This is a genomic window from Pelomonas sp. CA6 (assembly GCF_022549225.1).
Classification (GTDB): Bacteria; Pseudomonadota; Gammaproteobacteria; order Burkholderiales; family Burkholderiaceae_C; genus Roseateles.
On sequence record NZ_JAKZFD010000014.1, the window covers coordinates 1 to 26,198 of the forward strand.

Genomic DNA, 26,198 nt, shown 5'->3' on the forward strand with positions numbered 1-26,198 from the left:
TATGGTCGCGGCGTCTCTCCGCGGCGGACAGCTGCCTGTCACGGCACGGCTTGTCAATAGCGCGGCGCGGCCCGCCTGCAACGCATGGGCTCCGGGCAAGCCCCACGGCGCGGGGGGAGCGATTGACGCGCTGCACAACGCGCGGCACAAAATACGCTGTTTAGACTTCTGGCGGCCGAGGTTCTGTTTCCCGAGCCTTGGGACCGCCCTTGTTTTCGTGAGTTCTTCCTCCGCGGACCGCAGCCCCGCTGCCCTGGCTGGTCTCACCATCGCCGCCCTGGGCGTCGTCTATGGCGATATCGGCACCAGCCCCCTCTATGCCCTCAAGGAGGTGTTCCATGGCGGCCATGTGCCGCTGACGCCGGACAACATCCTGGGCGTGCTCTCGCTGCTGTTCTGGACCATGACCATCGTGGTCTCGTTCAAGTACGTGCTGCTGATCCTGCGCGCCGACAACAATGGCGAAGGCGGCCTGATCGCGATGCTGGCGCTGGCCACCACCGCGGTGCGTGAAAAACCCAAGCTGCGCCGTGTGCTGATGATGGTGGGCCTGTTCGGCACGGCCATCTTCTTCGGCGACGCGGTGATCACGCCGGCGATGACGGTGCTGGGCGCGGTCGAGGGCATCGACGTCTATTTCCCCGAGTACGACGGCGCCATCGTGCCGCTGACCCTGCTGGTGCTGGCCGGGCTGTTCACCGTGCAGCGCTTCGGCACCGCCGGCGTGGGCAAGGCCTTCGGTCCGGTGATGCTGGTGTGGTTCACCAGCCTGGCCCTGCTGGGCATTCCGCAGGTCCTTGAGAATCCCCGGGTGCTGGCGGCGATCAACCCGGCCTATGCGCTGGAGTTCTGCCTGCACTACCGCTGGGTGGCCTTCGTGGCGCTGGGCGCGGTGGTGCTGGTGGTGACCGGTGGCGAGGCGCTCTATGCCGACCTCGGGCACTTCGGCAAAAAGCCGATACGCATTGCCTGGTACGGCTTCGTGATGCCGGCCCTGGTCATCAACTACTTCGGCCAGGGGGCCTTGCTGCTGGAGCGCCCCGAGGCGATCAAGAACCCCTTCTTCCTGATCGCACCGAGCTGGGCGGAGATCCCGCTGTTTGGCCTGGCCACGCTGGCGGCCATCGTCGCGTCGCAAGCGCTGATCACGGCCGCCTTCTCGGTCACCAAGCAGGCGGTGCAGCTGGGCATCCTGCCGCGCATGCGCATCCTGCACACCTCGGTGCGCGACACCGGCCAGATCTACGTGCCCTTCGTGAACTGGGGGCTGTTCGCCTTCGTTGTCGTCGCGGTGGTGTTCTTCGGCTCATCCAGCAAGCTGGCTGGCGCCTACGGCGTCGCGGTGACGATAGACATGACCATCACCACGGTGATGACCTTCTTCGTGATCCGCTTCGGCTGGAAGTACCCGCTGTGGCTGTGCGTCGCGGCGACCGGCGCCTTCTTCCTGATCGATGCCACCTTCCTCGCGTCCAATCTGCTGAAGGTCGCGCACGGCGGCTGGTTCCCGCTGCTGATCGGCGTGGGCATGTTCACGCTGATGCTGACCTGGAAGCAGGGGCGCCGGCTGCTGTCGGACAAGTTGCGCGAGGACGCGATCGACCTGCAGAGCTTCCTGAACGCGGTCTTCGTGAACCCGCCCACGCGCGTTGCCGGCACCGCGGTCTTCCTGGCCGCGGAACAGGGCGTGACGCCCAACGCGCTGCTGCACAACCTCAAGCACAACAAGGTGCTGCACGAGCAGAACCTCTTCGTCAGCGTGCGCCATCACGAGGTGCCCTGGGTCGGGTTCGACAAGCGCATCGAGGTCGAGAACCTGGGCCGCGACTGCTGGAAGGTGGTGCTGCACTTCGGCTTCAAGAACGAGCCCGACGTGCCCGAGGCGCTCAAGCTGCTGGAGCAGCGCGGCGTTCACCTGGACGAGATGGAGACCAGCTACTTCCTGTCGCGCGACATCGTGATCCCCACGATAGGCTCGGGCATGGCGCTGTGGCGCGAGAAGCTGTTCGCGAGCATGCACCGCAATGCGGCTGCCGCGGCGGACTTCCTGCATCTGCCGACCAACCGTATCGTCGAGCTCGGCTCCAAGGTCGAGATCTGAGGCGCCTGGTCCAAGGGTGATCTTGGCCTGGCGCGGATCGGGGTGGTCCGGCATTCGACCCGGTGTCTCCTGCCGTGAGAAGGGTGGACGATTGACATGAAACGCTGGACGCAAGACCTGTCCCTGTCGGCCGTGGTGGCCGGCTTCGTCGCCGTGCTGGTGGGCTACACCAGCTCGGTGGCCATCGTGTTCCAGGCCGCCCAGGCGCTGGGCGCGACCCAGGCGCAGATGGGATCCTGGCTGTGGGCCATCGGCCTGGGCACCGGGCTGACCAGTCTGGCGTTGTCGCTGTGGACGCGCCAGCCCGTGCTGACCGCCTACTCCACGCCGGGCGCCGCGCTGATCGCCAGCAGCTCCGGCCTCAGCATGGCCGAGGGCGTCGGCGCCTTTCTGATCTGCGGGCTGCTGATCAGCGTGGCCGGCTGGACGCGCTGGTTCGAGAAGGTCATGGACCGCATTCCCGTCCCCATCGCGTCGGCGCTGCTGGCCGGCGTGCTGGCGCGCTTCGCGCTGGACGCGGTGCTGGCCACCCGCAGCGCGCCGGCTCTGGTGATCGCGATGGCGCTGACCTTCCTGGCCGCGCGGCGCTGGTGGCCGCGCTATGCCGTGGTGCTGGTGCTGCTGGTGGGCACGGCCGTCGCGGCGCTGCAGGGGCGGCTGCACCTGGAGGCCATGCCGGCCTGGGGCGAGGTCTGGGCTCAGCCCGTGTTCACCGCGCCCAGCTTCAGCATGGCCGCGCTGGTGGGTGTGGCGCTGCCGTTGTTCCTGGTCACCATGGCCTCGCAGAACCTGCCCGGCGTCGCGGCGCAGCGCGCCGCCGGCTACCAGACGCCGGTCTCGGCCAGCGTGGGCAGCACGGGCGCGATGTCGGTGCTGCTCGCGCCCTTTGGCGGCTATGCCTTCAACCTGGCCGCCATCACGGCGGCGATCTGCATGGGCCGCGAGGCCCATGAGGACCCCGCGCGGCGCTACACCGCGTCGGTCAGCGCCGGGCTCTTCTACATCGCGGTCGGCCTGGCCGGTGGCGCGGTCGTTGGGCTGCTCAACGCCTTCCCGCGCGAGCTGGTCGCGGCCATCGCCGGGCTGGCCCTGCTGTCCACCATCGCCGGTGGCCTGAGCGCGGCGCTGAAGGACGAGGCCCATCGAGATCCGGCGATCCTGACCTTCCTGGTCACCCTGTCCGGCATCACGATGCTGGGCGTGGGCTCGGCCTTCTGGGGCGTGGTCGCCGGCGCGGTTTCTCTGTTGGTGCAACACTTCAGGAAATGATCGGCGCGCCGCGCCGGTCGCTTCTCCACATTGCATGCCAAGGCCTTCCATGATCCTGCTGTTCGTCGCCGATCCGCTGCCTACCTTCAAGACCGCCAAGGACTCCAGCTTCGCGATGATGCGCGAGGCGGCGCGCCGCGGCCATGAAATCTGGGCCTGCGAGGTTCAGGACCTGGCCTGGCGCAGCGGCGGGCGGGTCACGGCGCATGGCGCGAAGCGCCTCGCGCTGAGCGCGGCGGCGCTGGCCAGCCAGGCCGGCGAGAAGGTGGAGCCCTGGTACGAACTCGCCGCGACGCAAGACCTGGCCCTGGCCGACGTCGACGCGGTGCTGATGCGCAAGGACCCGCCCTTTGATTCCGAGTTCTTCTACGCCACCCATCTGCTGCAGCAGGCCGAGCGCGAGGGCGCGCGCGTCTTCAACCGCCCCTCGGCGCTGCGCGAGCACCCCGAGAAGCTGGCGCTGATGGAGTTCGCCGAGCATGCGCCGCCCACGCTGGTGACGCGCTCGGCCGCGGCGATCCGTGCCTTCCACGCCGAGCAGCGCGACATCATCCTGAAGCCGCTCGATGGCATGGGCGGCATGGGCATCTTCCGCGTCACCGCGGACGGGCTGAACCTGGGCAGCATCATCGAGACGCTGAACAAGGGCGGCGCCCAGTCCGTGATGGTGCAGCGCTTCCTGCCCGAGATCGCCGAGGGCGACAAGCGCGTGCTGCTGATCGCCGGGGCGCCCGTGCCCTACAGCCTGGCGCGCATTCCGCAAGGCGGCGAGGTGCGCGGCAATCTCGCCGCGGGCGGCAAGGGTGTGGCCATGCCGCTGACCGAAACCGAGCGCGAGGTCGCCAAGGCGGTGGGCCCGGTGCTGGCCGCGCGCGGCCTGCTGCTTGTGGGCCTGGACCTGATCGGCGGCCGCATCACCGAGATCAACGTCACCAGCCCGACCTGTTTCCAGGAGATCACGGCGCAGACCGGCTTCGACGTGGCGGCCATGTTTGTCGACGCGCTGGAGCGCTGAGGGTCGGAGGGCGCCTCAGCGCCGCACCAGACGCAGACGCAGCGGCTGTGCGGGCCTCAGCATGATGTTGAGCACCGGCCGGGGCGTGGGCGCGCCAGGCACCGGTGTCAGACGGTGGCGCTGCAGGATCATCGCGGCGATCAGCGTGATCTCGGTCAGCGCGAAATGGCTGCCCAGGCAGACCCGCGGCCCGGCGCCGAAGGGCAGCCAGGCGCCGCGCGGAATCTCGGCATGGCCGCTGGCCGGGTCGAAGCGCTCCGGCCGGAAGGTCTCCGGCTCCTCGAACCAGCGCGGGTCGCGCTGCGTGATCGCCGGGGTCAGGCGCACATTGGCGCCCGGCGGCAGTTCGTAGTCGCCGACGCGGATGGGCGCGGTCGTCGTGCGCGCGAACAGCGCGGGCGCCGGCGGGTACAGGCGCAACACTTCCTTCACGCACAGGCCCAGCCAGCGCAGCCGCGGCAGATCCTCGGCCGTGGGAACGCGCCCTTGCAGCACCTGGTCGACCTCCTCGATCGCGCGCGCCTGCGCCTGCGGATGGGCGGCCATGCACCAGCCCCACCAGGTCAGCGCCGCGGCACTGGTTTCATGTCCGGCGAGGAAGGTGGTCATGCATTCGTCGCGCAGCCGGCGCGGGCTCAGGGGCTGGCCCTGTTCATCGCGCAGCTGCAGCAGGTGCTGCAGCAGGTCCGCCTGCGCCTCGGGGCGTTCGCGCCGGCGCGCCAGCTCCGACAGGACGAGCTGCTCCAGCACCCGCAGCGCCTCCCGCTTGGGCGCTTTCCAGGGCGCCCACTGCGGCGCGCTGACGGGCCAGTACATCTCGCGCATCGCGATCACGCTGATCTGGTGCACCGCGTCGGCGGCGCGGCGGCTCTGCGCTTCGTCGTTGTGCGAGAACAGGCTGCGCAGGATCACGTCCATGGTCAGCTGCGTCATCGCGTGCTCGAACGCAAAGTCCGACAGCGCATCCCAGCGCCGCAGCGCCGTGTCGGCGGCCTGCGTCATCAGCGGCACGAAGGCCTCCACCTGGCGCGGGTTGAAGCTGGGCTGCAGCATCTGGCGCCGACGCTTCCAGTCCTCGCCCTCGGCGGTCAGCACGCTGTGCCCGTGGACGGCGGTAAAGACCTCGATGCCGCGCTTCCAGCGCACCAGGTGGTCATGGCTGGCGATGAGCAGCTCGCGGATCTGGTCGGGATGGGCCAGGCTGTAGTCGCGGTAGTGCATCAGCCGCATGTAGACCAGGTCGCCATGGCGCTGGTGCAGCCGGCCCATGAAACCCAGGTAGTCGCGCGACATCTCGCGCAGCAGCGGCAGGCCCAGCCAGCGGGCGGAGGGGCCGGGAGGGCGGGCGCCGGAAGGCGCGGTGTCCTGTCTTTCCTGCCGCGGGCCGGGGTGCGTCGAAGGCGTCGAAGTGTCCATGGCCGCGATGCTCCCGGGGCAGCCCGGGTCCCGTCTTGAACGAATGCGACATGGCCCAGGGTATTCCCGCATGGCGAGCGCGCTGCCTACACTAGCCGCACATCATGGATCTGCATCCCGATACCGTCGCCCGGCTGCTGGTGCCGGGCCTGTCGCTGGCCGGCTGCGTGCAAGCCCATCTGTGGCGCGATACCACCCCAGCGGCCCACCTGAGCGAATCGCAGCGCACCAGCTGGTTTCCCGCCTCGCCGCTGTGCGCGCTGTCGTGGACGCTGGACGGCGACGGCTGGCGCGTCGACGAAGCCGGCACGCTGTGGCCCATCCCCAGCCGCTGCATGCTGGGCGGGCCGCAGACACGGCCGCTGCAGTACCGCTCGACCGGCGGCGTGCGTGTCTTCATGACCGGCCTGACGCCCGATGCGCTGCACGCGCTGACCGGGCTGGACATTTCCACGCTGACGGACCGGGCCCTGCCCATGGACGAGCTGCTGGGGCCGGAATGGCAGGCGCTGAACCGGCGCATGCTGGCCGCCGCCGACGAGCTGGAATGCCAGCGCCTGCTGGAGGACTTCCTGCTGCCGCGCTGGCGCGCGCGCCGCATGGCGGCGGCCCCGGCCAGCCGGCTCTACCAGGACTGGATGCAACACCTGGCCCTGCGCGCGGTGGCCGCCGGTCATGGCGCCAGCCTGCGCCAGGTCGAGCGACGCATCAAGCAGTGGAGCGGGCAGAGCCTGCGTGCGCTGCGCGGCCTCAGCCGCGCCGACGTGGCCTTCCGCCAGGTGCGCCGCGACGGCGAGTCCGGCTCGCTGACCTGGAGCGTGCTGGCCCAGGACACCGGCTATGCCGACCAGGCCCATCTGTGCCGCGAGACGCGTCGGGTCACCGGCTTCAGCCCCGAGGACCTGCGCCGGCGCCTGGTCGAGGAAGAGGCCTTCTGGGCCTACCGCGTGTGGGAGTAGGCTTGGCGTGGCGCCGGGGCGTGGTGTAAAGAATCGTGCCCGGAGCCGGCCGGCCCGGGCCTGACGCCACAATCGCCGCCATGATGCCGACCCGTCCCGATGTTCCGCGCCGCCGTCTGCTCACGGCCCTCGCGGCGAGCGGTCTGCTCGCGGCCTGTGGTACCGCGCCCGATCCGGCGCAGCGGGTGCGCGAACGCCAGCGCCAGCAGGCCGGCCAGCTGCAGCGCGCCGGCTATCGCGGCGACGAGCCGCCACGCGCGCTGGCCGAGCAACACCTGACCCTGCGTCCGGACGGCGAGCCGCTGGAGTTGCTGCTGTTGCAGCCGCAGGGTGGCGCGGCCCTGCCTTGGGTGCTCTACCTGCCCGGACTGGGCGAAGGGCCGGAGGGCGGGGCGGTCTGGCGCCGCGCCTGGGCGCAGGCCGGCCATGCCGTGCTGTCGGTACAAGCGCTGACGGAGGACGAGCAGGCCTGGCGCTCCGAGCTGGCCCGCGCGGCCGAATTCGCCCGCCTGGGCCGCGAACGCCATGCGCCGGCGGTGCTGGCGCAGCGCCTGGCGCGGCTCAAGGCACTGCTGGCGACCCTGCACGGGCCCGCGGGCGTGGGCCACGGCGTGCTGGCGGGCCTGCGCCGCGGCGGCCACGCGCTGGCGGGCTTCGACCTCGGCGCCAGCACGGCCTGGGCGCTGGCGAATGAGACGGACGTCCCGGCGCCGGCGTCCCTGGTGCTGCTCAGCCCCTCGCTCGCTGAGGCGCAGCGCCAGGAACCGGCCTGGCGCTGGCCGCGCCAGCCGCTGCTGCTGGCGGCCGGCTCGCTGGACCAGGATCCGATGGAATGGGCTCAGCCCGCCGCGCGGCTGCCGGACTGGTTCGCTGCCGCGCCGCGGCCCGGCCAGCACCTGCTGATGCTGGACGGAGCCCGCCATGCCCAGCTCTCGGGCAGCCTGCCGCTGGCGGGCCTGCAGACCGCGCGCAGCACCTTGCCCATGGCCACGCCAGAGAGCGGTGTCGGGCGTGGTCGATCCGGGCGCGGCGCCGGAGGCACCCAGGAAGGCAACCCGCGTCGCCTGCCTTCGGCGGCCCGCCTGCCGGTGGCCGAGACCTATGGCACCGAGTCCTACCAGACCGCGCTGCGCGCCTGCTCGCTGGCGCTGCTGGACGCCGAGCTGCGCGGCCAGGCCGCGGCGCGCGACTGGCTCGCGCGCGAGGCGCCGGGCTGGCTGGGCGCGATGGGCGAGCTGCGCGGCGGCTGACCGCGGGGCGGGGCGCGGCCCTCTGGGACAATCGCGCCCATGGCTGTTCTCTCCCTCACCAATGCCCACCTGGCCTTCGGCCATGTCCCGCTGCTCGATGGCGCCGCCTTTGCTCTGGAGGCCGGCGAGCGCGTCGGCCTGATCGGCCGCAACGGCAGCGGCAAGTCGTCGCTGCTGAAGATCCTGGCCGGCCTGGAAAAGCTGGACGATGGCCTGCTGCAACAGCAACAGAATCTGCGCCGCGTTTACGTGCCGCAGGAACCGGAGTTGCAGAGCGGCGCCACCATCTTCGAGGTGGTCAGCGAGGGCGTGGCCGAAGCCAAGGCGCTGCGCGCGCGCTACGAGGCGCATGCGCCCGGCGAGGATCTCGACGCGCTGCAGAGTCGCATCGAGGCGCTGGGCGGCTGGACCTGGGAGCAGCGCGTCGATGAGACGCTGCAGCGTCTGGCGCTGGATGGCACGCGCCGTGTCGACGATTTGTCCGGCGGGTTGCGCAAGCGGGTCGCGCTGGCGCGCGCGCTCGCCGCCCAGCCCGACGTGCTGCTGCTGGACGAGCCGACCAACCACCTGGACCTGGAGGCCATCGCCTGGCTGGAAGAGCTGCTGAAGGACTTCGGTGGCAGCCTGCTGCTGATCACCCACGATCGTGCCTTCCTGGACGCGGTCTGCACCCGCATCGTCGAGCTGGACCGGGGCCTGCTGCGCAGCTATCCGGGCAACTTCGCCGCCTTCGAGGCCGCCAAGCAGCGCGAGCTGGAGGCCGAGGCGCTGGCCAATGCGCGCTTCGACAAGCTGCTGGCGCAGGAAGAGATCTGGATCCGCAAGGGCGTCGAGGCGCGGCGCACGCGCAGCGTGGCGCGCGTGGCGCGCCTGGTGGGCTTGCGCGAGCAGCATGCGGCGCGGCGCGACGCGCAGGGCCGGGTCAAGCTCAACCTCGACGCCGGCGAGCTGTCCGGCAAGCGGGTCGCCGAGCTGGAAGGCGTGGGCAAACGCTTCGGCGAACGCGTGATCGTGCGCGACTTCAGCACCACCATCCTGCGCGGCGACAAGATCGGCCTGATCGGCCCCAACGGCGCGGGCAAGACCACGCTGCTCAAGCTGATCCTGGGCGAACTGCCGCCGGACGAAGGCCAGGTGCGCCTGGGCACGCGGCTGACCGTGGCCTACTTCGACCAGATGCGCGAGGGCCTGAACCTCGATGCCACGCTGGCCGACACCATCAGCCCCGGCAGCGAATGGATAGAGATCGGGGGCCAGCGCAAGCATGTGATGAGCTACCTCAGCGACTTCCTGTTCGCGCCGGCGCGCGCCAATTCGCCGGTGCGCACGCTGTCCGGCGGCGAGCGCAACCGGCTGCTGCTGGCGCGCCTGTTCGCGCGCCCGGCCAATGTGCTGGTGCTGGACGAGCCGACCAACGACCTGGACATCGAGACCCTGGAGCTGCTCGAAGAGCTGCTGCAGGACTACGACGGCACCGTCTTCCTCGTCAGCCATGACCGCCGCTTCGTCGACAACGTCGTGACCTCCACGCTGGTGGCCGAGGGCGAGGGCCGCTGGCGCGAGTACGAGGGCGGCGTGCAGGACTGGCTGGACCAGTCGCGCCGCGCCCAGGCCCTGGCCGCCGCGCGCGCGCCGGCCCCGGCGGCGCCCAAGCCGGCCGTGGCGCCCGCCCCCGCGGCGGCGACCGCGACCAAGCGCAAGCTCAGCTACAAGGACCAGCGTGAGCTCGACGAACTGCCCGCGCGCATCGAGGCGCTGGAGGCCGAGCAGGCCAGCCTGAACGCGCTGCTCAACGGCAGTGAGCTCTACGGCCAGGGCGCCGCGCGCATCGCCGAGGTCACGACCCGCGCCGGGCAGATCGAGGACGAGCTGATGCAGCTGCTGGAGCGCTGGGAAGAGCTGGGCTCGCGCTGAGCGCGTTCAACAGCGTTCAACAGCGCGAGCGCAGCCGGCCCAGCCCGTCGAAGGCCGCGTCCACCGCGCTGCCCGGGGGCAGGTCCAGCGCCACGCGCCAGGCGCCGGTGGTGACGATGCTGCCCGCGGGCACGACCTGACCCCGGGCGGTGAGCCGCTGCAGCCAGCCGGCGAGCAGCCAGCCCGGGTCGTCCAGCCCATGGCCGCCCGTCCCCGCCTGCGGCGCGCGCGCGGCCGAGCCCGGCGGGCCCTGCACCGCCAGCGACACCGGCTGACGCGCCCAGTCGTGGCCGGGCCGCCAGGCCTGCCAGGGGCCCAGCGCCAGCGCGCCGTGGGACTGGGCGTCGGCATGGCGCAGCAGCGGGTCGGCGGCCAGCCCCTGGCGCCAGCGCGACGCGATCCATTCGATGGCCACCGCCATCGCGTCGATCAGGCCGCCGGTTTCGCCGGGGCGCAGCGCGGCGGCCTCGTCGGGCCCCACGTCGCGCGCCAGGCGCAGCGCGATCTCGGCTTCCGCGCCGATCAGGCGCAGATCGCCAAAGTCCGCCGCGGCCGCGCCCTCACGCACGCCGTCCGGCGCCAGCGGCGCCATGCCCAGCGCCGCGGTGCGCGAGGCCGCCCCGCATTTCCAATACTGCGGGCGGCCCGGCGGCTGCCAGCCCAGCCGGCGGTTCAGCTCGGCCAGCGCGGCCTCCGCGGTGGGCAGATCCGGCAGCGACCAGTCGCGCGCGTCCAGCGGCGGCCCGCCGCGCCAGGCCTGGGCCAGCGCGGCGCCCAGGTCCTGCGGACGCGATGGCGTTGGGGTGGGCGAGGGTGGGGTAGGGGTGGGCGTGGGTGTATTCATGGGTTCAGTGCGCCAGCTCGTCGCGCACCTTCTCCAGCGTGCGCCAGAAGCGCAGGTCCTGCGAGGTGGCAAAGTTGATGCGCATCAGCGTGCCGGGCTGGCGTGTTGGGCTGAACAGCATGCCCGGCGCCACCAGCCAGCCCAGGTCCATCATGCGCTGGGCCAGGCGCTCGGTGTCCATGCCGGTGTCCAGCCAGCCGAACAGGCCCTGCGGCGGACAGACGAAGCGGCAGCCCGCGTCCTCGGCCAGGCGCACGCTGCGCTGGCGCGCGGCGTCCAGCTTGGCGAGCACGCGTTCGGCATGGCGGCGCAGCTGGCCCTGTTCCAGGCACAGTGCGACCGCGCGGTCCATCAGCGGGCTGGTGGTCAGCGAGGACAACAGCTTGGTCTCGGTCAGTTCGGTGATGCGTTCCGCGCTGGCCGCCACATAGCCCACGCGCCAAGCCGGGGAGAGGATCTTGGAGAAGCCCGAGACATAGACCGTGCGCCGCAGCTGGTCCAGCGTCGCCAGGCGCGGCGCGTGGCTGGGCGCGAACAGCGCGTAGGTGTCGTCCTCGACGATCAGCAGGTCGGCCGCCTCGGCCAGCTTCAACAGTTCGTGGGCGCAGGCCAGGCTCAGGCTCGCGCCGGTGGGGTTGTGCAACACCGACACCGTGACATAGGCGCGCGGTTGGTGCTGGGCGATCAGCTGGCGCATCACCGCCAGGTCCGGCCCCTGCTCGCCGCGCGGCACCGGCAGCAGGCGCATGCCGGCGCGCGTGAGGCGGGCGTATTCGATCGCCCAGCCCGGGTCGTCCACCAACACCGCGTCGCCGGGCTTGAGCAGGCTGCGGGTGATCAGGTCCAGGCCATGGGTGGCGCCCACGGTGCTGAGGATCTGCTCGGCGCCGGCATGCACGCCCAGGTCCAGCAGGCGCTGCGACAGGGCCTCGCGCAGGCGCTGGTCGCCGCGCGGCTCGCCATAGCCGCACAGCAGCCGGTCCTCGGCCTGAGCGGCCAGCTTGCGCAGCGTGGACTGCAGCAGGCCCAGGTCCAGCCAGTCCTCGGGCAGCGTGCCCAGGCCGGGCGCGCGCCGCGCGTCGGCCTGGAACATGCCACGGATCAGCGCGCTGGCGTCCACCAGCTTGGGCGACGGCGCGGGCGGCCGCGCGCCCGGGCCGCGCGCCGCCTGTGGCGGCCGGAGCTCGCGCACGAAGAAGCCACGCTTCTTGCGCGCCTCCAGCAGGCCCTGGGCGAGCAGCTGGTCATAGGCCGCGACCACGGTGTAGGGGCTCACGCCATGGTGGCGGGCGCATTCGCGCACCGAGGGCAGGCGCGCGCCGGGCAGCAGCAGGCGCTGCTGGATGCGCTGCGCGAAGCGCTGCGCCAACTGCTGGGCGAGCGACTGGCTGGCCTGGCGGGAGAGGGCGCCCGCAGCGGCGATGGGGGCGGCGAGGTCGGAGGCTGTGCTGGTGTCCATGCCAATACAGACGCGAAATTTGTATGGGCAAGTGTATTGGTTCTGTGCTGGTCGGTGGCCCTAGACTGGGTCGCATCATGTCCAGCAAAACCTCCTCCCTGACCGCGCCTGCCCTGGCGCCTGCGCCCTCGGGCTCCGCCTGGGCCCTGGGTCTGCTGGGCGTGGCCATCTTTGCCCTGAGCATCCCGATGACGCGGCTGGCCAGCGGGAGTGTCGCGGCGCCGCAGCTGCCGGCCGAGTTCATCGCGCTGGGGCGCGCGGCGCTGGCCGGGCTGTGCTCGCTGGTCTATCTGCGCTGGACGCGCGCGCCGCTGCCGCGCGGGCGGCAATGGCAGAGCCTGGCCTTCATCGCCGCCGGCGTGGTGTTCGGCTGGCCGCTGCTGATGAGCATGGCGGTGCAGCAGGTGGACGCCGTCCATGCGTCGGTGATCTCGGGCGTGCTGCCGCTGGCCACCGCGGTCTGTGCCGCGCTGCTGCTGCGCCAGCGCGCGCGGCCGGCCTTCTGGGGCTGCGCGCTGGCCGGGCTGGCGCTGGTGATCGCCTTCGCGGCCTGGCGTGGCGCCGGCGCGCCGCAGTGGGCGGATCTGCTGCTGCTGGGCGGGGTGTGCGCGGCCGCGCTGGGCTATGTGGGCGGTGCCGGGCTGTCGCGCCGCATGAAGCCCGAGCAGGTGATTTGCTGGACCCTGGTGCTCAGCCTGCCGCTGACCCTGCCGCTGACGCTGCTGAGCTGGCCCTCGCAGCCCGTCTCGGGCGCGGCCTGGGGGGGCTTCCTCTATGTGTCGCTGTTCTCGATGTGGTTGGGCTTTTTCGCCTGGTACCGGGCGCTGGCGCTGGGCGGCGCGCTGCACATCAGCCAGGTCCAGATCCTGCAGCCCTTTCTGTCCATGCTGATGGCGGTGCCGCTGCTGGGCGAGCGGCTGGACGCCGGCACGTTGGGCTTTGCGCTGGCGGTGATCGCGGTGGTGTGGGCGGGCAAGAGTCTGTCGGCGCCGCCCACCGACGCACCGCGTTCAGAACGCTGAATTTCGCCACGAAGCCGGTGGTACAACGACGGAATCAATCAAAAGGAGACTCGCCCATGAGCGCCATCTGGACCCAGGCCCGCCGCGCCGCCCGTATGAACCCCTCCATCATCCGGGAGATCCTCAAGGTCACCGAGAAGCCCGGCATCCTGTCCATGGCGGGCGGCCTGCCGTCCAGCGACACCTTCCCGGTGGACGCCATCCGGACGGCCTGCGACCAGGTGCTGGGGCGCCAGGCCAAGGAGGCGCTGCAGTACGCGGCCAGCGAGGGCTACGGCCCGCTGCGCGAGTGGGTGGTGGCCAAGATGGCGACCCTGGGCCTGGCCTGCACCCCCGACCAGGTGCTGATCACCAGCGGTTCGCAGCAGGGCCTGGACCTGGTGGGCAAGGTGCTGTGCGACGCCGGCGCGCCGGTGGCGGTGGAGACGCCCACCTACCTGGGCGCGCTGCAGGCCTTCACGCCCTATGAGCCGCTGTTCAGCAGCCTGGAAAGCGACGAGCAGGGGCCCTTGCCCGAGGCCATCGCGCGCCTGCCGCACGATGCGCCGGGCACCCGCTTCGCCTATCTGCTGCCCAACTACCAGAACCCCACCGGCCGCGTGATGAGCCTGGAACGCCGCCAGGCGCTGGTGGCCGCGGCGCGCCAGGCCCATGTGCCCATCGTCGAAGACAACCCCTATGGCGACCTGTGGTTCGACCAGCCGCCGCCGCCGTCGCTGGCTTCCCTGTGGCCGGAGGGCACCGTCTACCTGGGCTCCTTCTCCAAGGTGCTGACGCCGGGCTTCCGCCTGGGCTGGCTGGTGGCGCCGCCGGCGCTGTATCCCAAGCTGCTGCAGGCCAAGCAGGCGGCCGACCTGCACACGCCGGGCTTCAACCAGCGCGTCGTGCACGAGGTCATCAAGAACGGCTTCCTGGACCAGCATGTGCCCAGCATCCGCGCGCGCTACAAGGCCAACCGCGACGCCATGGCCGTGGCGCTGCGCGAGTACCTGCCCGAGGGCTGCGAATGGCAGAGCCCCGAGGGCGGCATGTTCTTCTGGATCCGCCTGCCCGAGGGCCTGGACGCGATGGCGCTGCTGCCGCGCGCGGTGGACGCGGGCGTGGCCTATGTGCCGGGCGCCGCGTTCTACGCGCACCAGCCGGACCCGCGCACGCTGCGCCTGTCCTTCGTCACGCTGACCCCCGAGCTGATCGCCGAGGGCGTGGAGAAGCTGTGCCGGGTGCTGCACGAGGCGCTGGCGCAGGACGCGGTGCCGACGCCGTGAGCGCGACTGCCCCTGCGATGCACGGGCTCTCGCCCCGCTGCGACGAGGACTGGAGCGAAACCGATCTGGACGCCATCCACGGCTTTCTGGCCCAGGCGTATTGGTGCGAAGGCATCCCGCGCGAGCTGCTGCGCCGCGCGATGCAGGGTTCGCTGAACTTCGTGCTGCGCCTGCCCGCCGAGGGCGAGGCGGCCGCGCCGCTGGTGGGCTATGCCCGCGTGATCAGCGACCGCGCCACCTTCGCCTATTTGTGCGACGTCTTCGTGCGGCCGCCCTGGCGCGGCCGCGGGCTGGGCGACTGGCTGGTGCGCCAGGTCGTTGCCCATCCGCAGCTGCAAGGGCTGCGCCGCTTCAGCCTCGTCACCCGCGACGCCCATGCCCTCTACGCGCGCCACGGCTTCACGCCGCTGGCCGCGCCGGAGCGCGGCATGGAGATCGTGCGTCCCGGCCTCTATCTCAAGCCCCAGGAGTGATCGTCCCCATGACCCAGCTGCGCCGTTTCCTGCAGGTCGATGTGTTCACCGACCAGCCCTTTAAGGGCAACCCGCTGGCCGTCGTTGTCGACGGCGCGGGGCTGGACGACGCCACGATGGCGGCCTTCGCGCGCTGGACCAATCTGTCCGAGACCACCTTCTTGCTGCCGCCCACCGATCCGGCGGCCGACTACCGCGTGCGCATCTTCACGCCGGGCGGCGAGCTGCCGTTCGCCGGTCATCCGACGCTGGGTTCCGCGCATGCCTGGCTGGCCAGCGGCGGTGATCCGAAGAAGCCCGGCGAACTGGTCCAGCAATGCGCGATCGGCCTGGTGCGCCTGCGCCGCGATGGCGCCCGGCTGGCTTTTGCCGCACCGCCGCTGCGCCGCTGCGGACCGGTCGAGCCCGCGTTGCGCGAACAGGCGCTGCGCGCACTGCGCCTGGCGCCGGAGGCGCTGCTGGACCTGGTCTGGGTCGACAACGGCCCGCAATGGATGGCCGCGCGGCTGGCCAGCGCCGACGCGGTGCTGGCGCTGCAACCCGACTTCGTGGCGATGGAGGGCTTGAAGCTGGGCGTGGTTGGGCCCTATCCTGAGGGCGCAGCGCTGCAGTTCGAGGTCCGGGCCTTCGTGCCGGGGCTGGGTGTGCCGGAAGATCCGGTCACCGGCAGCCTGAACGCCGGCCTGGCGCTGTGGCTGATGGAAGCCGGCCATGCCGGCGAGCGCTATGTCGCCGGACAAGGCAAGGCGCTGGGGCGCGACGGACGCGTGCATGTCCATCGCGAGGGGACGGAGTGCTGGATCGGCGGTGACGTGACGCCGCTGATCCATGGCCAGGTGAGGCTGTGATCCCGCCGCGCCCGCGCTCCGCAGGGCTTGTCCGCCCTCCGGGCGCGGACTGACAGAGGGAGTCGGGCATGGAGCTGGATCATCTGGTGGTGGGGGCGGCGACGCTGGAAGAGGGCGTGGCCTGGTGCGAACGCGTGCTCGGGGTCACACCCGGGCCGGGCGGCAAGCATGCCCTGATGGGCACGCACAACCGGCTGCTGAACATCAGCGCGCCCAACCATCCGCGCTGCTATCTGGAGATCATCGCGATCGATCCCGAGGCGCCACCGCCCGGGCGCGCGCGCTGGTTCGACCTCGACCAACCCGCGCTGCAGCAGCGGCTGCGCGAGGCCGGCCCGGGACTCATCCACTGGGTGGCCCGCGTGCCCAACCTGGATGCGGCGCTGGCGCAGTGGCGCGGCGAGGGCGTCGATGCCGGCGAGCCGGTGACGGCGTCGCGCGGCGCGCTCAGCTGGCGCATCGCACTGCGCGAGGACGGGCGCCGGCTGCGCCGCGAGGCACTGCCGGTGATGATCGAATGGGGCGACGCCCATCCCACCGATGCGATGCCGGCCAGCGGCGTGGAGCTGCTGAGCTTCGAGGCGCGCGATGGCCTGCAGGCGCGCCTGCAAACCGCACGTGGCGAGCTGGTGCTGGAGTTGATTGGATGAAGACCGAAGAGCTGTTCCGCGAGGATGCGACGCTGCGCGAATGCAGCGCCACGCTGCTGCGTGCCGACGAACGCGGACTGGTGCTGGACCGCAGCGTGTTCTATCCACAAGGCGGCGGCCAGGCCGGGGACGCCGGCGTGCTGCGCCTGGCCGATGGCCGCGAGATCGCGATCGCCGACACCCGCAAGGGCGAGGGCGGCGAGATCCTGCACCTGCCGGCGCCGGACCAGGCCTGGCAAGACCTGGCCCCGGGACAGCCGCTGACGGCCTGCATCGACTGGTCGCGCCGCCAGGCGCACATGCGTTTCCACACCGCGACCCACCTGCTGTGCGCGCTGGTGCCGCATCCGGTCGACGGCTGCTCCATCACTGCGCAGTACGCGCGGCTGGACTTCCACATGACCGATCCGCTGGACAAGGACCAACTCAACCAAGGCCTGGCCCGGCTGATCTCGGCCGCTCATCCGGTCAGCCACAGCTGGATCAGCGATGCCGAGCTGGACGCCAACCCGGGCCTGGTGCGCAGCATGAGCGTGCAGCCGCCGCGCGGCTCCGGCCGCGTGCGGCTGCTGAAGATCGACGGCGTGGACCTGCAGCCCTGCGGAGGCACCCATGTGGGCAATACCGGCGAGATCGGCGCGGTGGTGGTCACCAAGATCGAAAAGAAGTCCGCGAAGACGCGGCGGGTGGTGCTGGGGTTCGCGCCGCCGGCTCCGGCCTGAGGGGTGGCGATGATCCGCATACTGGGTCGTGCGACCTCGATCAATGTGCGCAAGGTGCTGTGGACCTGCGTCGAGCTGGGCCTGCCGTTCCAGCGCGAGGACGCGGATCTGCAGTCACCCGCCTTTCGTGCGCTGAACCCGAACGCGATGATGCCGGTGCTGGTCGATGGGGATTTCTCGATGTGGGAGAGCAACGCCATCTGCCGCTATCTGGCGCGGCGCGAGCGGCGCACCGACCTGCTGCCCGCGCAGCCGCAAGCCGCGGCGCGGATCGAGCAGTGGATGGACTGGCAGGCTACCGAGCTGAATAACAGCTGGCGCTATGCCTTCATGGGACTGGTGCGGCGCAGTCCGGCGCACCAGGATGCCACGCAGATTGCGGCGGGTGTGGCCCAGTGGAACCGCCACATGGCGATGCTGGACGCGCAGCTGCAGCACACCGGGGCCTATGTGTCGGGCCAGGACTTCACGCTGGCGGACGTGGTGCTGGGCCTGTCGGCGCACCGCTGGCAGGCCGCGCCCATGGAGCGGCCCGACTTGCCTGCGGTGCAAGCCTATCTGCAGACCCTGGCGCGGAGGCCGGGCTTCGCGGTCCACGGGCCGGCGGCCGGCCCGTGAGCCGGGCTCAGTCGTTGCGGTAGTTGTCGTGGCAGGCCTTGCAGGTCTGCGCTGCGGGGCCGAACGCGGCCTTGAGCTGTTCGACGGTGGTGGGCTTGGCGGCGGCCAGCTTGCTCACTTCATCCTGCATCTTCTTGGCGGCGGCGTCGAACTTGGCGCGCTCGGTCCAGATGCTGGCCTTGGCGCTGCCCTTCTCGGTGCCGGCCGTGCCGTCGACGAACCCATGGAAGGGCAGGCGCGACAAGGTCGCCACCAGCTCCGCGTTGGCCGCGACGGCCGCGGCATCGAAAGGTGCACGGCCCTGCGCCATCGCACCGATGCGGCCGAAGTGGGTGGCCATCACGCTGAAGGCGGCCTTGCGGTACTTGACCGCGTCCTCGGGCTTCTGGAACTGCGCGAAGGCGGGCACGGCGCTGCACAGCGCAGCACAACCGGTCAGGGCGAGCAGGAATTTCTTCATTGAACTGTCCTCATGGAAAGAAGGCCCGGATGGGGCTGGAGGTTCCGCGGCAGGCGGTCTCTCTGTGTGCCGGCATGCGCCCGGCCCGCGAAGTGTAGGCAGGCTGGAGGCTTGTTGCGGCGCTGGCGCCTGGGCTATCGTGCGCGCCATGAACGAAACCGCCTCCACCGGCGCGCCGCGCGCCGTCCGCGTCTGGGATTTGCCGACACGTTTGTTCCATGGCGCTCTCGCGCTGTGCGTGGTCGCTGCCGTCATCAGCGCCAAGATCGGTGGCAACGCCATGGTCTGGCATCTGCGCCTGGGCTATGCGGTGCTGGCGCTGCTGGTCTTTCGCCTGCTGTGGGGCTTTGTGGGCGGGCGCTGGTCGCGCTTTACCCACTTCTTTTACAGCCCTGCGGCCTTCTGGCGCTATCTGCGGGGTCAGGCCTTGCCCGGCGATCGCTTCGACGTGGGGCACAGCCCGCTGGGGGCGCTCGCCGCGCTGGCCATGCTGAGCTGGCTGGCACTGCAGGTGGGCAGCGGCCTGATCGCCGACGACGAGATCGCCACCGTCGGTCCGCTGGTGCGGCTGGTCAGCGGCGAGACCAGCCTGTCCTGGACCGCCTTCCACAAGCATTGGGGGCAGTGGGGCGTCTTGCTGCTGGTCGGGCTGCATTTGGCCGCGATCGCCTTCTACACGCTGGTGAAGCGGCGCGCGCTGCTGCCGGCCATGTGGCACGGCGACAAGCCGCTGTCCGGCGAGATGCCGCCCAGCCAGGACGGCGCCGCATCGCGCCTGTTGGCGCTGCTGCTGATGCTGGGTTGCGGCTATGGTGTCTACCGGCTGGTGCTGTGGGGCCTGGGGCCCTGAACGCGCCCGCAGGCCCTAAACTGCGCCCCGTGGATACACCTCAGATAGAACTGATCTGCCCCGAAACGCCTGCGATGTGGGACGAAACGCGGGCGATCCTGCGCGATTACGCGCAAAGCCTGGCGGTCGACCTGTGCTTCCAGGGCTTCGAGCAGGAAATGGGCTCGCTGCCCGGCGAATACGCCAGCCCCGAAGGGGTGATGCTGCTGGCCCTGGTTGATGGCCAGGTGGCCGGCTGTGGTGGCTTTCGTCGGCTGACCGATGTGGATTACCCCAACGCCTGCGAGATGAAGCGGCTTTACGTCCGGCCCGCCTTCCGCCGCTTTGGCCTGGGGCGCACGCTGGCTCATGCGCTGATCGAGCGTGCCGCCGGGGCCGGCTATTCCTGCATGCTGCTGGACACGCTGGATGACATGGAGGCGGCCCGCGGCCTGTATGAAAGCCTGGGCTTTGCCGAGGTACCGCCCTATTACTTCAACCCCATCCCGGGTGCGCATTACCTGAAAGTGGATCTGGGCTGAGGCGGGCCCGGCATGGTTGGCGCCACCGGTTTCGCGGCGTTACCGGCTTAGCATAGGGTGATGCCGATCTCTCCCCGCCATGACCTGCCGTACCGGGCCGAGCCCGCGTCCGACCTCCCTGCGCTGCTGGGCGAATCGCCGCTGTGGCATCCGCTGCGCCGGCGTCTGTTCTACGTCGACATTCCGGGCAAGACCTTGCATGCCCTGGCGGCGGATGGCGAGCCAGCCCGCCGCTGGGCGCTCAACGACGAACCGGGCTGCATCGCGGCCTGCGCGGATGGCAGCCTGCTGATCGCACAGCGCAACGGGCTGTGGCGGCTGGACCCGGACACGGGCGTCTATCTGCCGCTGGCGCCGCCGCCCTATGACCCGACGCGCCAGCGTTTCAACGACGGCAAGCCCGACGTCGCCGGCCGGCTCTGGGTGGGCACCATCGACGACGCGCGGGCGCCCGAGGCGGCGCTGTATCGCCACGGGGGCGAGGGCTTCGTGCGAATGGCGGATGGCATCACGAGCTCCAACGGCATTGGCTGGAGTCCCGACGGTCGGCAGATGTATTGGAGCGACACCAAGGCCCACGCCATCTACCGTTTGCCCTTCGACGGGGCGAGCGGGACCCTGGGCGAGCGCGAGGTCTTTGCGCGCTTCCCGTTGCGCGACCCGGCCGCGCCGCTGGAGGCCTATGGCGGCCGGCCCGATGGTGCGGCGGTGGACCGCGACGGGAACTATTGGGTCGCGATGTTCGAAGGCCAGCGCCTGCTGCAGCTGTCTCCCCAGGGGCAGGTGCTGCGCGAGGTGAGGCTTCCGGTGCGCTGTCCCACCATGCCCTGCTTCGGCGGCGAGGATCTGCTCACGCTGTATGTGACGACGGCACGCCAGGGGCGTCCGGCCGACGAACTGGCCGCCCAGCCCTGGGCGGGTCAGGTGTTGCGCCTGCGCGTGGAGGTGCCGGGTCTGCCAGCCCATCTGGCCCGACTGCCCGACTGAGCCATCCGTGACGGAGGTCATGAATTCCGGGCCGTGGCCCTAATGCCACCGCCTGGGTGGTGTCAAGTTCGCGGTCTAAGGCGCACGCCCGGCTCAGTTACCGGAGCGTAAGGGGAAGCCGCATATAATCTTAGGGTTTTGCCGTTAGCACCCCTGTAGCCGTGTCTTTTCCACCAGAGCGCGCGAGCGATCGCGACGCCGGTTTTCCGGCAGGAAGCCCCCCGAGGCTCCGCAAGGAATGGGAAGACACGAAGCCGGGAGATGAGGACGGCGAAGCGGCTTTCAAGGTCCTGTCCCGCGAGGAAGCGCAGGCCCTGAAGGCGGCCAACCTGCCGCTGTCGCCCTGGCGCATCGTTGCCTGGCAGGCGTTGGCGGGGATGGTGTCGGTCGCGCTGTGGGGTTTCGTCACCCGGCAGGGCGGCCAGGCGGCGTCGGCGCTGTGGGGCGCTGTCGCCACGGTGGTGCCCAGTGCCTTGATGGCATGGGGCATGACCCGGCGCCCGGCCCTGAATGCCGGCACTGCGGTGCTGTCGCTCATGGTCTGGGAGCTGATCAAGATTTCATTGACCCTCGCCATCCTGGTGGCGGTGGTCTGGCGGGTGGAGTACCTGAGTTGGCCGGCACTGCTGGTGACCATGGTGGTCTGCCTGAAAGCAAATTGGCTGGCCCTGCTTCGGTGGGGTCGAATCAAAAATTAATGGGAATCAGGAACGATGGCAGCCGAAGGACACGCGCCGACCGCTGGTGAGTACATCACCCACCACCTGCAGCACTGGCAGAAGAACTTTGCCTTCCAGGACGTGAAGCAGACGAACATCGTCGACTTCGGCGTCTTCAACTTCGATTCGCTGCTGTACACCGTCGTGCTCGGCGCGATCGCCTGCTTCTTCCTGTGGCGCGCGGCGCGCAAGGCGCATGCCGGCGTGCCGGGCCGCTTCCAGGCCGCGGTGGAGATCCTGGTCGAGATGGTGGACAACCAGGCCAAGGCCCTGATCCACAACGAGAGCAGCCGCAAGCTCGTCGGCCCTCTGGCGCTGACCGTGTTCGTGTGGATCTTCTTCATGAACTTCATGGACATGCTGCCGGTCGACTGGCTGCCCAAGCTGTGGGGCAACTATGTCGAGGCCACCGGCCATGACCCGCACCATGCCTACATGCGCGTCGTGCCGACCGCCGACCTGTCCACCACGCTGGGCATGTCGACCTTCGTGCTGCTGATGTGCATCTTCTACAACATCAAGATCAAGGGCCTGGGCGGCTGGGGCCACGAGCTGATCGCGGCGCCCTTCGGCGACCACTGGGCGCTGTGGCCGTTCAACTTCCTGATGCAGATGATCGAGTTCGTCGCGAAGACCGTGTCCCACGGCATGCGACTGTTCGGCAACATGTTTGCCGGCGAACTGGTGTTCATGCTGATCGCGCTGATGGGCGGCGGCTGGGCGCTGAGCGGCACAGGCATCGGCCTGGCCATCGGTCACGTCGTCGCCGGCACGATCTGGACGCTGTTCCACATCCTCGTGATCGTGCTGCAGGCCTTCATCTTCATGATGCTGACCCTCATCTACCTGGGGCAGGCGCACGACGCGCACTGATCCGGCAGACCCCGAAGTTTTCGATTTCCTTTTTCAACCCTTCCTTTACTAAACCTCTTAGGAGCAAACAATGGAAAACATCCTCGGCCTCGTCGCTCTGGCTTGCGGCATCATCGTTGGTCTGGGCGCGATCGGCGCTTCGATCGGTATCGCGCTGATGGGTGGCAAGTTCCTGGAGAGCTCCGCTCGCCAGCCCGAGCTGATGAACGAACTGCAGACCAAGATGTTCATTCTGGCCGGCCTGATCGACGCGGCCTTCCTGATCGGCGTTGCTATCGCCCTGCTGTTCGCCTTCGCCAACCCCTTCGTTCTGAAGTAATCCGGTCGAACCTTTCACGACTGAAAGGATCGAGCCGTGAATATCAACGCTAGCCTTTTCATTCAGTGGATTCCGTTCGCGGTGCTCGTGTTCTTCACGATGCGCTTCATCTGGCCGCCTATCGCAAAGGCGCTGGACGAGCGTGCCGAGAAGATCCGCACCGGTCTGGCGGCTGCTGACCAGGCCAAGGCCGAACTGGCCACGGCCAACAAGAAGGTCGATGAGCAGCTGGCCGCCACGCGCAACGAAACCACCAAGCTGCTGTCCGACGCCGAAAAGCGCGCCGCAGCCATCGTGGACGAGGCCAAGAAGCGTGCAGAAGAGGAAGGCGCCAAGATCGTGGCCGCTGCCAAGGCGGAAGCCGAGCAGCAGTCCGTGCGTGCCCGTGAAGCCCTGCGTGAGCAGGTGGCTGCACTGGCCGTCAAGGGTGCCGAACAAATCCTGCAGCGCGAGGTCAATGCCAGCGTGCATGCCGAATTGCTGGGCCGTCTGAAGACGGAGCTGTAATCATGGCTGAACTCGCAACCATTGCCCGTCCTTATGCCGAGGCCCTGTTCCAGGTCGCGTCCAAGCAGGACGTGAAGGCCTGGGGTGAGCAACTGGCCGCAATCGCCCTGGTCGCCCAGGACAGCGAGCTGCGCCAGTTCGCCGACAACCCCAAGGTCACCACCGAACAGGTGTTCCAGGTCATGGCTGCCGCGGCCAAGGTGGATCTGCTGCCTGGCGTGCAGAACTTCCTGCGCGAAGCGATTGCCAACGGTCGCCTGGCGGCTCTGCCGGCGATGGTCGAGCAGTTCCATGTCCTGGCCAATGCCGCTTCCGGCGTGGCCGATGCCCGCATCTTCAGCGCTTACCCGATCGAGTCGGCCCAACTGGCCGAGGTGGTCGCGACGCTGGAAAAGCGCTTCGGTCGCAAGCTGCAAGCCCATGTCGAGCTGGAGCCCGCCCTGATCGGCGGCATCCGCGTGGTGGTCGGCGACGAGGTGCTGGACACGTCGGTGAAAGCCCGTCTGGAACGCATGAAGACGGCGCTTTCCGCCTGAGGCACTGCCTTGCGCACCCTGGCTTCACCCCGATTCACCCGGAAGGCTGCGGCTCACGCCCGGTCTTCCATGGGAGCAAGCAATGCAACTGAATCCTGCTGAAATTTCCGAACTGATCAAGAGCCGTATCGAGGGCTTCGGCGTCTCGACCGACGTCCGCAACCAGGGCACGGTCGTCTCCGTGTCCGACGGCATCGTGCGCATCCACGGCCTGTCCGATGTGATGCAGGGCGAAATGCTGGAGTTCCCGTCCGCTCCGGACGGCACCCAGACCTTCGGCCTGGCGCTGAACCTGGAACGCGACTCCGTCGGCGCCGTGATTCTGGGCGCTTACGAGCACGTCTCCGAAGGCGACACCGTGAAGTGCACGGGCCGCATTCTGGAAGTGCCCGTGGGCCCCGAACTGGTCGGCCGCGTGGTCAACGCGCTGGGCCAGCCCATCGACGGCAAGGGCCCGATCAACGCCAAGATGACGGACGTGATCGAGAAGGTCGCGCCGGGCGTGATCGCCCGCAAGTCCGTGGACCAGCCGGTGCAGACCGGCCTGAAGTGTATTGACTCGATGGTGCCCGTCGGCCGCGGCCAACGTGAGCTGATCATCGGCGACCGCCAGACCGGCAAGACCGCCGTGGCGATCGACGCGATCATCAACCAGAAGGGTCAGAACATGACCTGCGTCTACGTCGCGATCGGCCAGAAGGCTTCGTCGATCAAGAACGTGGTGCGGGCCCTGGAAGCCGCCGGCGCGATGGAATACACCATCGTCGTTGCCGCCTCGGCCTCCGAGTCCGCCGCGATGCAGTACGTGTCCGCCTACTCCGGCTGCACGATGGGCGAGTACTTCCGCGACCGCGGCCAAGACGCGCTGATCATCTATGACGACCTGTCCAAGCAGGCCGTGGCGTACCGTCAAGTCTCGCTGCTGCTGCGCCGCCCGCCGGGCCGCGAAGCCTTCCCTGGCGATGTGTTCTATCTCCACAGCCGTCTGCTGGAGCGCGCCGCGCGCGTGAACGCCGAGTACGTGGAAGCCTTCACCAAGGGTGAAGTGAAGGGCCAGACCGGTTCGCTGACCGCGCTGCCCATCATCGAAACCCAGGCCGGTGACGTGTCCGCCTTCGTGCCGACCAACGTGATCTCGATCACCGACGGTCAGATCTTCCTGGAAACCAACCTGTTCAACGCCGGCATCCGTCCCGCGATCAACGCCGGTATCTCGGTGTCTCGCGTCGGTGGTGCGGCCCAGACCAAGCTGATCAAGTCGCTGTCCGGCGGTATCCGTACCGACCTGGCCCAGTACCGTGAGCTGGCTGCGTTCGCGCAGTTCGCGTCGGACCTGGACGAAGCGACCCGCAAGCAGCTGGACCGTGGCGCGCGCGTGACCGAGCTGCTGAAGCAGGCGCAATACAGCCCGCTGCCCATCTCGCTGATGGCCGCTTCGCTGTATGCCGCCAACAAGGGCTTCCTGGACGACGTCGATGTCAAGAAGGTGCTGTCCTTCGAGCACGGTCTGCATCAGTTCCTGAAGACCAGCCACGCCGCTCTGCTGGCCAAGCTGGAAGCCGACAAGGCCATGGACAAGGATGCGGAAGCGCAGCTGAACGCAGCGATCGTCGCCTTCAAGAAGTCCTTCGCCTGAGGCCCATGACTTTGAGGGACAGCGTCCTGACGCTTTCACAGCAGCAAGACCTGTCCCCCATCTGAACAGGAGAAAAAGTCATGGCATCGAGCAAGGAAATCCGCGGCAAGATCAAGAGCTTCGAGAACACGAAGAAGATCACCAAGGCCATGGAGCTGGTTTCCGCGTCCAAGATGCGCAAGGCGCAGGATCGGATGCGGGCGGCCCGCCCCTACAGCGACAAGATCGGCAACATCGCCGCCAACCTGTCCAAGGCCAATCCCGAGTACCACCACCCGTTCATGGTCAAGAACGACCAGGGCAAGGCGGTGGGCTTCGTGGTGGTCACGACCGACAAGGGTCTGTGCGGTGGCTTGAACACCAACCTGCTGCGTGCCGTCACCAACAAGCTGAAGGACCTGGAGTCCACGGGCCAGAAGGCCGAAGTCGTTGCCATCGGCAACAAGGGCTTCGCCTTCATGAACCGCATCGGCGCCAAGGTCGTCGCGCACGTCACGCAGCTGGGCGATCAGCCGCACATCGAGAAGCTGATCGGCCCCGTGAAGGTGCTGCTGGACAAGTACGCCGCGGGCGAGCTGTCCGCCGTCTACCTCTGCTACACCCGCTTCATCAACACGATGAAGCAGGAACCGATGGTGCAGCAGCTGCTGCCGCTGTCGGCCGACGCGATGGAGACGGACAAGGCTTCGCACGCGTGGGACTACATCTACGAGCCCGACGCGCCGACCGTGATCAACGAGCTGCTGGTGCGCTACACCGAGGCCCTGGTCTATCAGGCCGTGGCCGAGAACATGGCGTCCGAGCAATCCGCACGCATGGTGGCCATGAAGGCCGCCACCGACAACGCCGGCAACCTGATCGCCGAGCTGAAGCTGGTCTACAACAAGACCCGCCAGGCCGCGATCACCAAGGAGCTGAGCGAGATCGTCGGCGGCGCCGCCGCCGTGGGCTGATCACAGGCAACG

At 69.6% G+C, this 26,198-nt stretch carries 27 protein-coding genes; 23 read left to right on the plus strand and 4 right to left on the minus strand.

What is annotated here, in order from left to right; genetic code table 11:
* Positions 1-217 precede the first annotated feature (217 nt).
* The 3 genes from LZ017_RS19740 (at position 218) to gshB (ending at position 4,385) form a co-directional block, all read left to right on the plus strand.
* A complete protein-coding gene (locus LZ017_RS19740) occupies positions 218-2,101 on the plus strand; it encodes a potassium transporter Kup (protein ID WP_241398641.1) in 1,884 nt (627 codons plus the stop codon).
* 96 nt (positions 2,102-2,197) lie between these two features.
* On the plus strand, positions 2,198-3,370 hold the full coding sequence (locus tag LZ017_RS19745) for a benzoate/H(+) symporter BenE family transporter (RefSeq protein WP_241398642.1): 1,173 nt from the start codon (positions 2,198-2,200) through the stop codon (positions 3,368-3,370).
* A 49-nt stretch (positions 3,371-3,419) separates the two neighbouring features.
* Complete coding sequence (gene gshB, locus LZ017_RS19750) at positions 3,420-4,385, plus strand: glutathione synthase (RefSeq protein ID WP_241398643.1); 966 nt, start codon at positions 3,420-3,422, stop codon at positions 4,383-4,385.
* A 15-nt stretch (positions 4,386-4,400) separates the two neighbouring features.
* On the opposite strand, the gene LZ017_RS19755 is transcribed toward gshB, so the two are convergent.
* A complete protein-coding gene (locus tag LZ017_RS19755) occupies positions 4,401-5,801 on the minus strand; it encodes a cytochrome P450 (RefSeq protein WP_241398644.1) in 1,401 nt (466 codons plus the stop codon).
* A gap of 104 nt (positions 5,802-5,905) precedes the next feature.
* Here LZ017_RS19755 and LZ017_RS19760 point away from each other — a divergent pair, with 104 nt between their 5' ends.
* The 3 genes from LZ017_RS19760 to LZ017_RS19770 all read left to right on the plus strand — a co-directional run bounded on the left by LZ017_RS19760 (position 5,906) and on the right by LZ017_RS19770 (position 9,924).
* Positions 5,906-6,760, plus strand: coding sequence for an AraC family transcriptional regulator (locus tag LZ017_RS19760; RefSeq protein ID WP_241398645.1), 855 nt, complete (start codon positions 5,906-5,908; stop codon positions 6,758-6,760).
* 80 nt (positions 6,761-6,840) lie between these two features.
* Positions 6,841-8,010: a hypothetical protein gene (locus LZ017_RS19765; RefSeq protein ID WP_241398646.1), complete on the plus strand. Its 1,170-nt coding sequence runs from the start codon at positions 6,841-6,843 to the stop codon at positions 8,008-8,010.
* Between the two features lie 39 nt (positions 8,011-8,049).
* Positions 8,050-9,924 (plus strand): ATP-binding cassette domain-containing protein, encoded by a 1,875-nt coding sequence (locus LZ017_RS19770; RefSeq protein WP_241398647.1) that lies wholly within the window; start codon positions 8,050-8,052, stop codon positions 9,922-9,924.
* 16 nt (positions 9,925-9,940) lie between these two features.
* Here LZ017_RS19770 and LZ017_RS19775 read toward each other — a convergent pair whose 3' ends face one another.
* On the minus strand, positions 9,941-10,768 hold the full coding sequence (locus LZ017_RS19775; RefSeq protein WP_241398648.1) for a fumarylacetoacetate hydrolase family protein: 828 nt from the start codon (positions 10,766-10,768) through the stop codon (positions 9,941-9,943).
* 4 nt (positions 10,769-10,772) lie between these two features.
* Positions 10,773-12,227 (minus strand): PLP-dependent aminotransferase family protein, encoded by a 1,455-nt coding sequence (locus LZ017_RS19780; RefSeq protein WP_241398649.1) that lies wholly within the window; start codon positions 12,225-12,227, stop codon positions 10,773-10,775.
* A 77-nt stretch (positions 12,228-12,304) separates the two neighbouring features.
* Between LZ017_RS19780 and LZ017_RS19785 the strand changes: the two genes are divergently transcribed.
* The 7 genes from LZ017_RS19785 to LZ017_RS19815 all read left to right on the plus strand — a co-directional run bounded on the left by LZ017_RS19785 (position 12,305) and on the right by LZ017_RS19815 (position 17,825).
* Positions 12,305-13,249, plus strand: coding sequence for a DMT family transporter (locus LZ017_RS19785; RefSeq protein WP_241398650.1), 945 nt, complete (start codon positions 12,305-12,307; stop codon positions 13,247-13,249).
* 56 nt (positions 13,250-13,305) lie between these two features.
* Positions 13,306-14,514: a PLP-dependent aminotransferase family protein gene (locus LZ017_RS19790; RefSeq protein WP_241398651.1), complete on the plus strand. Its 1,209-nt coding sequence runs from the start codon at positions 13,306-13,308 to the stop codon at positions 14,512-14,514.
* A 17-nt stretch (positions 14,515-14,531) separates the two neighbouring features.
* Positions 14,532-14,987 carry a GNAT family N-acetyltransferase gene (locus LZ017_RS19795; RefSeq protein ID WP_277604817.1) on the plus strand — a complete coding sequence of 152 codons (456 nt, stop codon included), beginning with the start codon at positions 14,532-14,534 and terminating at the stop codon, positions 14,985-14,987.
* An 8-nt stretch (positions 14,988-14,995) separates the two neighbouring features.
* Complete coding sequence (locus LZ017_RS19800) at positions 14,996-15,835, plus strand: PhzF family phenazine biosynthesis protein (RefSeq protein ID WP_241398653.1); 840 nt, start codon at positions 14,996-14,998, stop codon at positions 15,833-15,835.
* A 68-nt stretch (positions 15,836-15,903) separates the two neighbouring features.
* Entirely contained in the window at positions 15,904-16,485 is a 582-nt protein-coding gene (locus tag LZ017_RS19805) for a VOC family protein (RefSeq protein WP_241398654.1), read from the plus strand.
* Positions 16,482-17,207 (plus strand): alanyl-tRNA editing protein, encoded by a 726-nt coding sequence (locus LZ017_RS19810; protein ID WP_241398655.1) that lies wholly within the window; start codon positions 16,482-16,484, stop codon positions 17,205-17,207. The genes LZ017_RS19805 and LZ017_RS19810 overlap by 4 nt, the downstream gene beginning before the upstream one ends.
* Positions 17,208-17,216: 9 nt before the next feature.
* Positions 17,217-17,825 (plus strand): glutathione S-transferase family protein, encoded by a 609-nt coding sequence (locus tag LZ017_RS19815; protein ID WP_241398656.1) that lies wholly within the window; start codon positions 17,217-17,219, stop codon positions 17,823-17,825.
* A gap of 7 nt (positions 17,826-17,832) precedes the next feature.
* On the opposite strand, the gene LZ017_RS19820 is transcribed toward LZ017_RS19815, so the two are convergent.
* A complete protein-coding gene (locus tag LZ017_RS19820) occupies positions 17,833-18,285 on the minus strand; it encodes a cytochrome c (RefSeq protein WP_241398657.1) in 453 nt (150 codons plus the stop codon).
* A 148-nt stretch (positions 18,286-18,433) separates the two neighbouring features.
* Between LZ017_RS19820 and LZ017_RS19825 the strand changes: the two genes are divergently transcribed.
* The 10 genes from LZ017_RS19825 (at position 18,434) to atpG (ending at position 26,186) form a co-directional block, all read left to right on the plus strand.
* The gene (locus tag LZ017_RS19825; protein WP_241398658.1) at positions 18,434-19,135 is read left to right on the plus strand and encodes a cytochrome b/b6 domain-containing protein; all 702 of its coding nucleotides are present in this window, start codon (positions 18,434-18,436) and stop codon (positions 19,133-19,135) included.
* A 74-nt stretch (positions 19,136-19,209) separates the two neighbouring features.
* Complete coding sequence (locus LZ017_RS19830; protein WP_277604814.1) at positions 19,210-19,656, plus strand: GNAT family N-acetyltransferase; 447 nt, start codon at positions 19,210-19,212, stop codon at positions 19,654-19,656.
* A 60-nt stretch (positions 19,657-19,716) separates the two neighbouring features.
* Positions 19,717-20,643 carry an SMP-30/gluconolactonase/LRE family protein gene (locus LZ017_RS19835; protein WP_241398660.1) on the plus strand — a complete coding sequence of 309 codons (927 nt, stop codon included), beginning with the start codon at positions 19,717-19,719 and terminating at the stop codon, positions 20,641-20,643.
* Positions 20,644-20,804: 161 nt separating this feature from the next.
* Positions 20,805-21,341: an ATP synthase subunit I gene (locus LZ017_RS19840; RefSeq protein ID WP_241398661.1), complete on the plus strand. Its 537-nt coding sequence runs from the start codon at positions 20,805-20,807 to the stop codon at positions 21,339-21,341.
* Positions 21,342-21,356: 15 nt separating this feature from the next.
* Positions 21,357-22,235 carry a F0F1 ATP synthase subunit A gene (gene atpB, locus LZ017_RS19845; protein ID WP_241398662.1) on the plus strand — a complete coding sequence of 293 codons (879 nt, stop codon included), beginning with the start codon at positions 21,357-21,359 and terminating at the stop codon, positions 22,233-22,235.
* A 70-nt stretch (positions 22,236-22,305) separates the two neighbouring features.
* Positions 22,306-22,554: a F0F1 ATP synthase subunit C gene (gene atpE / locus LZ017_RS19850; RefSeq protein ID WP_105261674.1), complete on the plus strand. Its 249-nt coding sequence runs from the start codon at positions 22,306-22,308 to the stop codon at positions 22,552-22,554.
* A gap of 36 nt (positions 22,555-22,590) precedes the next feature.
* The gene (locus LZ017_RS19855) at positions 22,591-23,061 is read left to right on the plus strand and encodes a F0F1 ATP synthase subunit B (protein ID WP_241398663.1); all 471 of its coding nucleotides are present in this window, start codon (positions 22,591-22,593) and stop codon (positions 23,059-23,061) included.
* Positions 23,062-23,063: 2 nt separating this feature from the next.
* A complete protein-coding gene (locus LZ017_RS19860; RefSeq protein WP_241398664.1) occupies positions 23,064-23,597 on the plus strand; it encodes a F0F1 ATP synthase subunit delta in 534 nt (177 codons plus the stop codon).
* An 82-nt stretch (positions 23,598-23,679) separates the two neighbouring features.
* Entirely contained in the window at positions 23,680-25,233 is a 1,554-nt protein-coding gene (gene atpA / locus LZ017_RS19865; protein WP_241398665.1) for a F0F1 ATP synthase subunit alpha, read from the plus strand.
* Between the two features lie 80 nt (positions 25,234-25,313).
* Positions 25,314-26,186 (plus strand): F0F1 ATP synthase subunit gamma, encoded by an 873-nt coding sequence (gene atpG, locus LZ017_RS19870; protein WP_241398666.1) that lies wholly within the window; start codon positions 25,314-25,316, stop codon positions 26,184-26,186.
* The last annotated feature ends 12 nt before the right edge of the window (positions 26,187-26,198 follow it).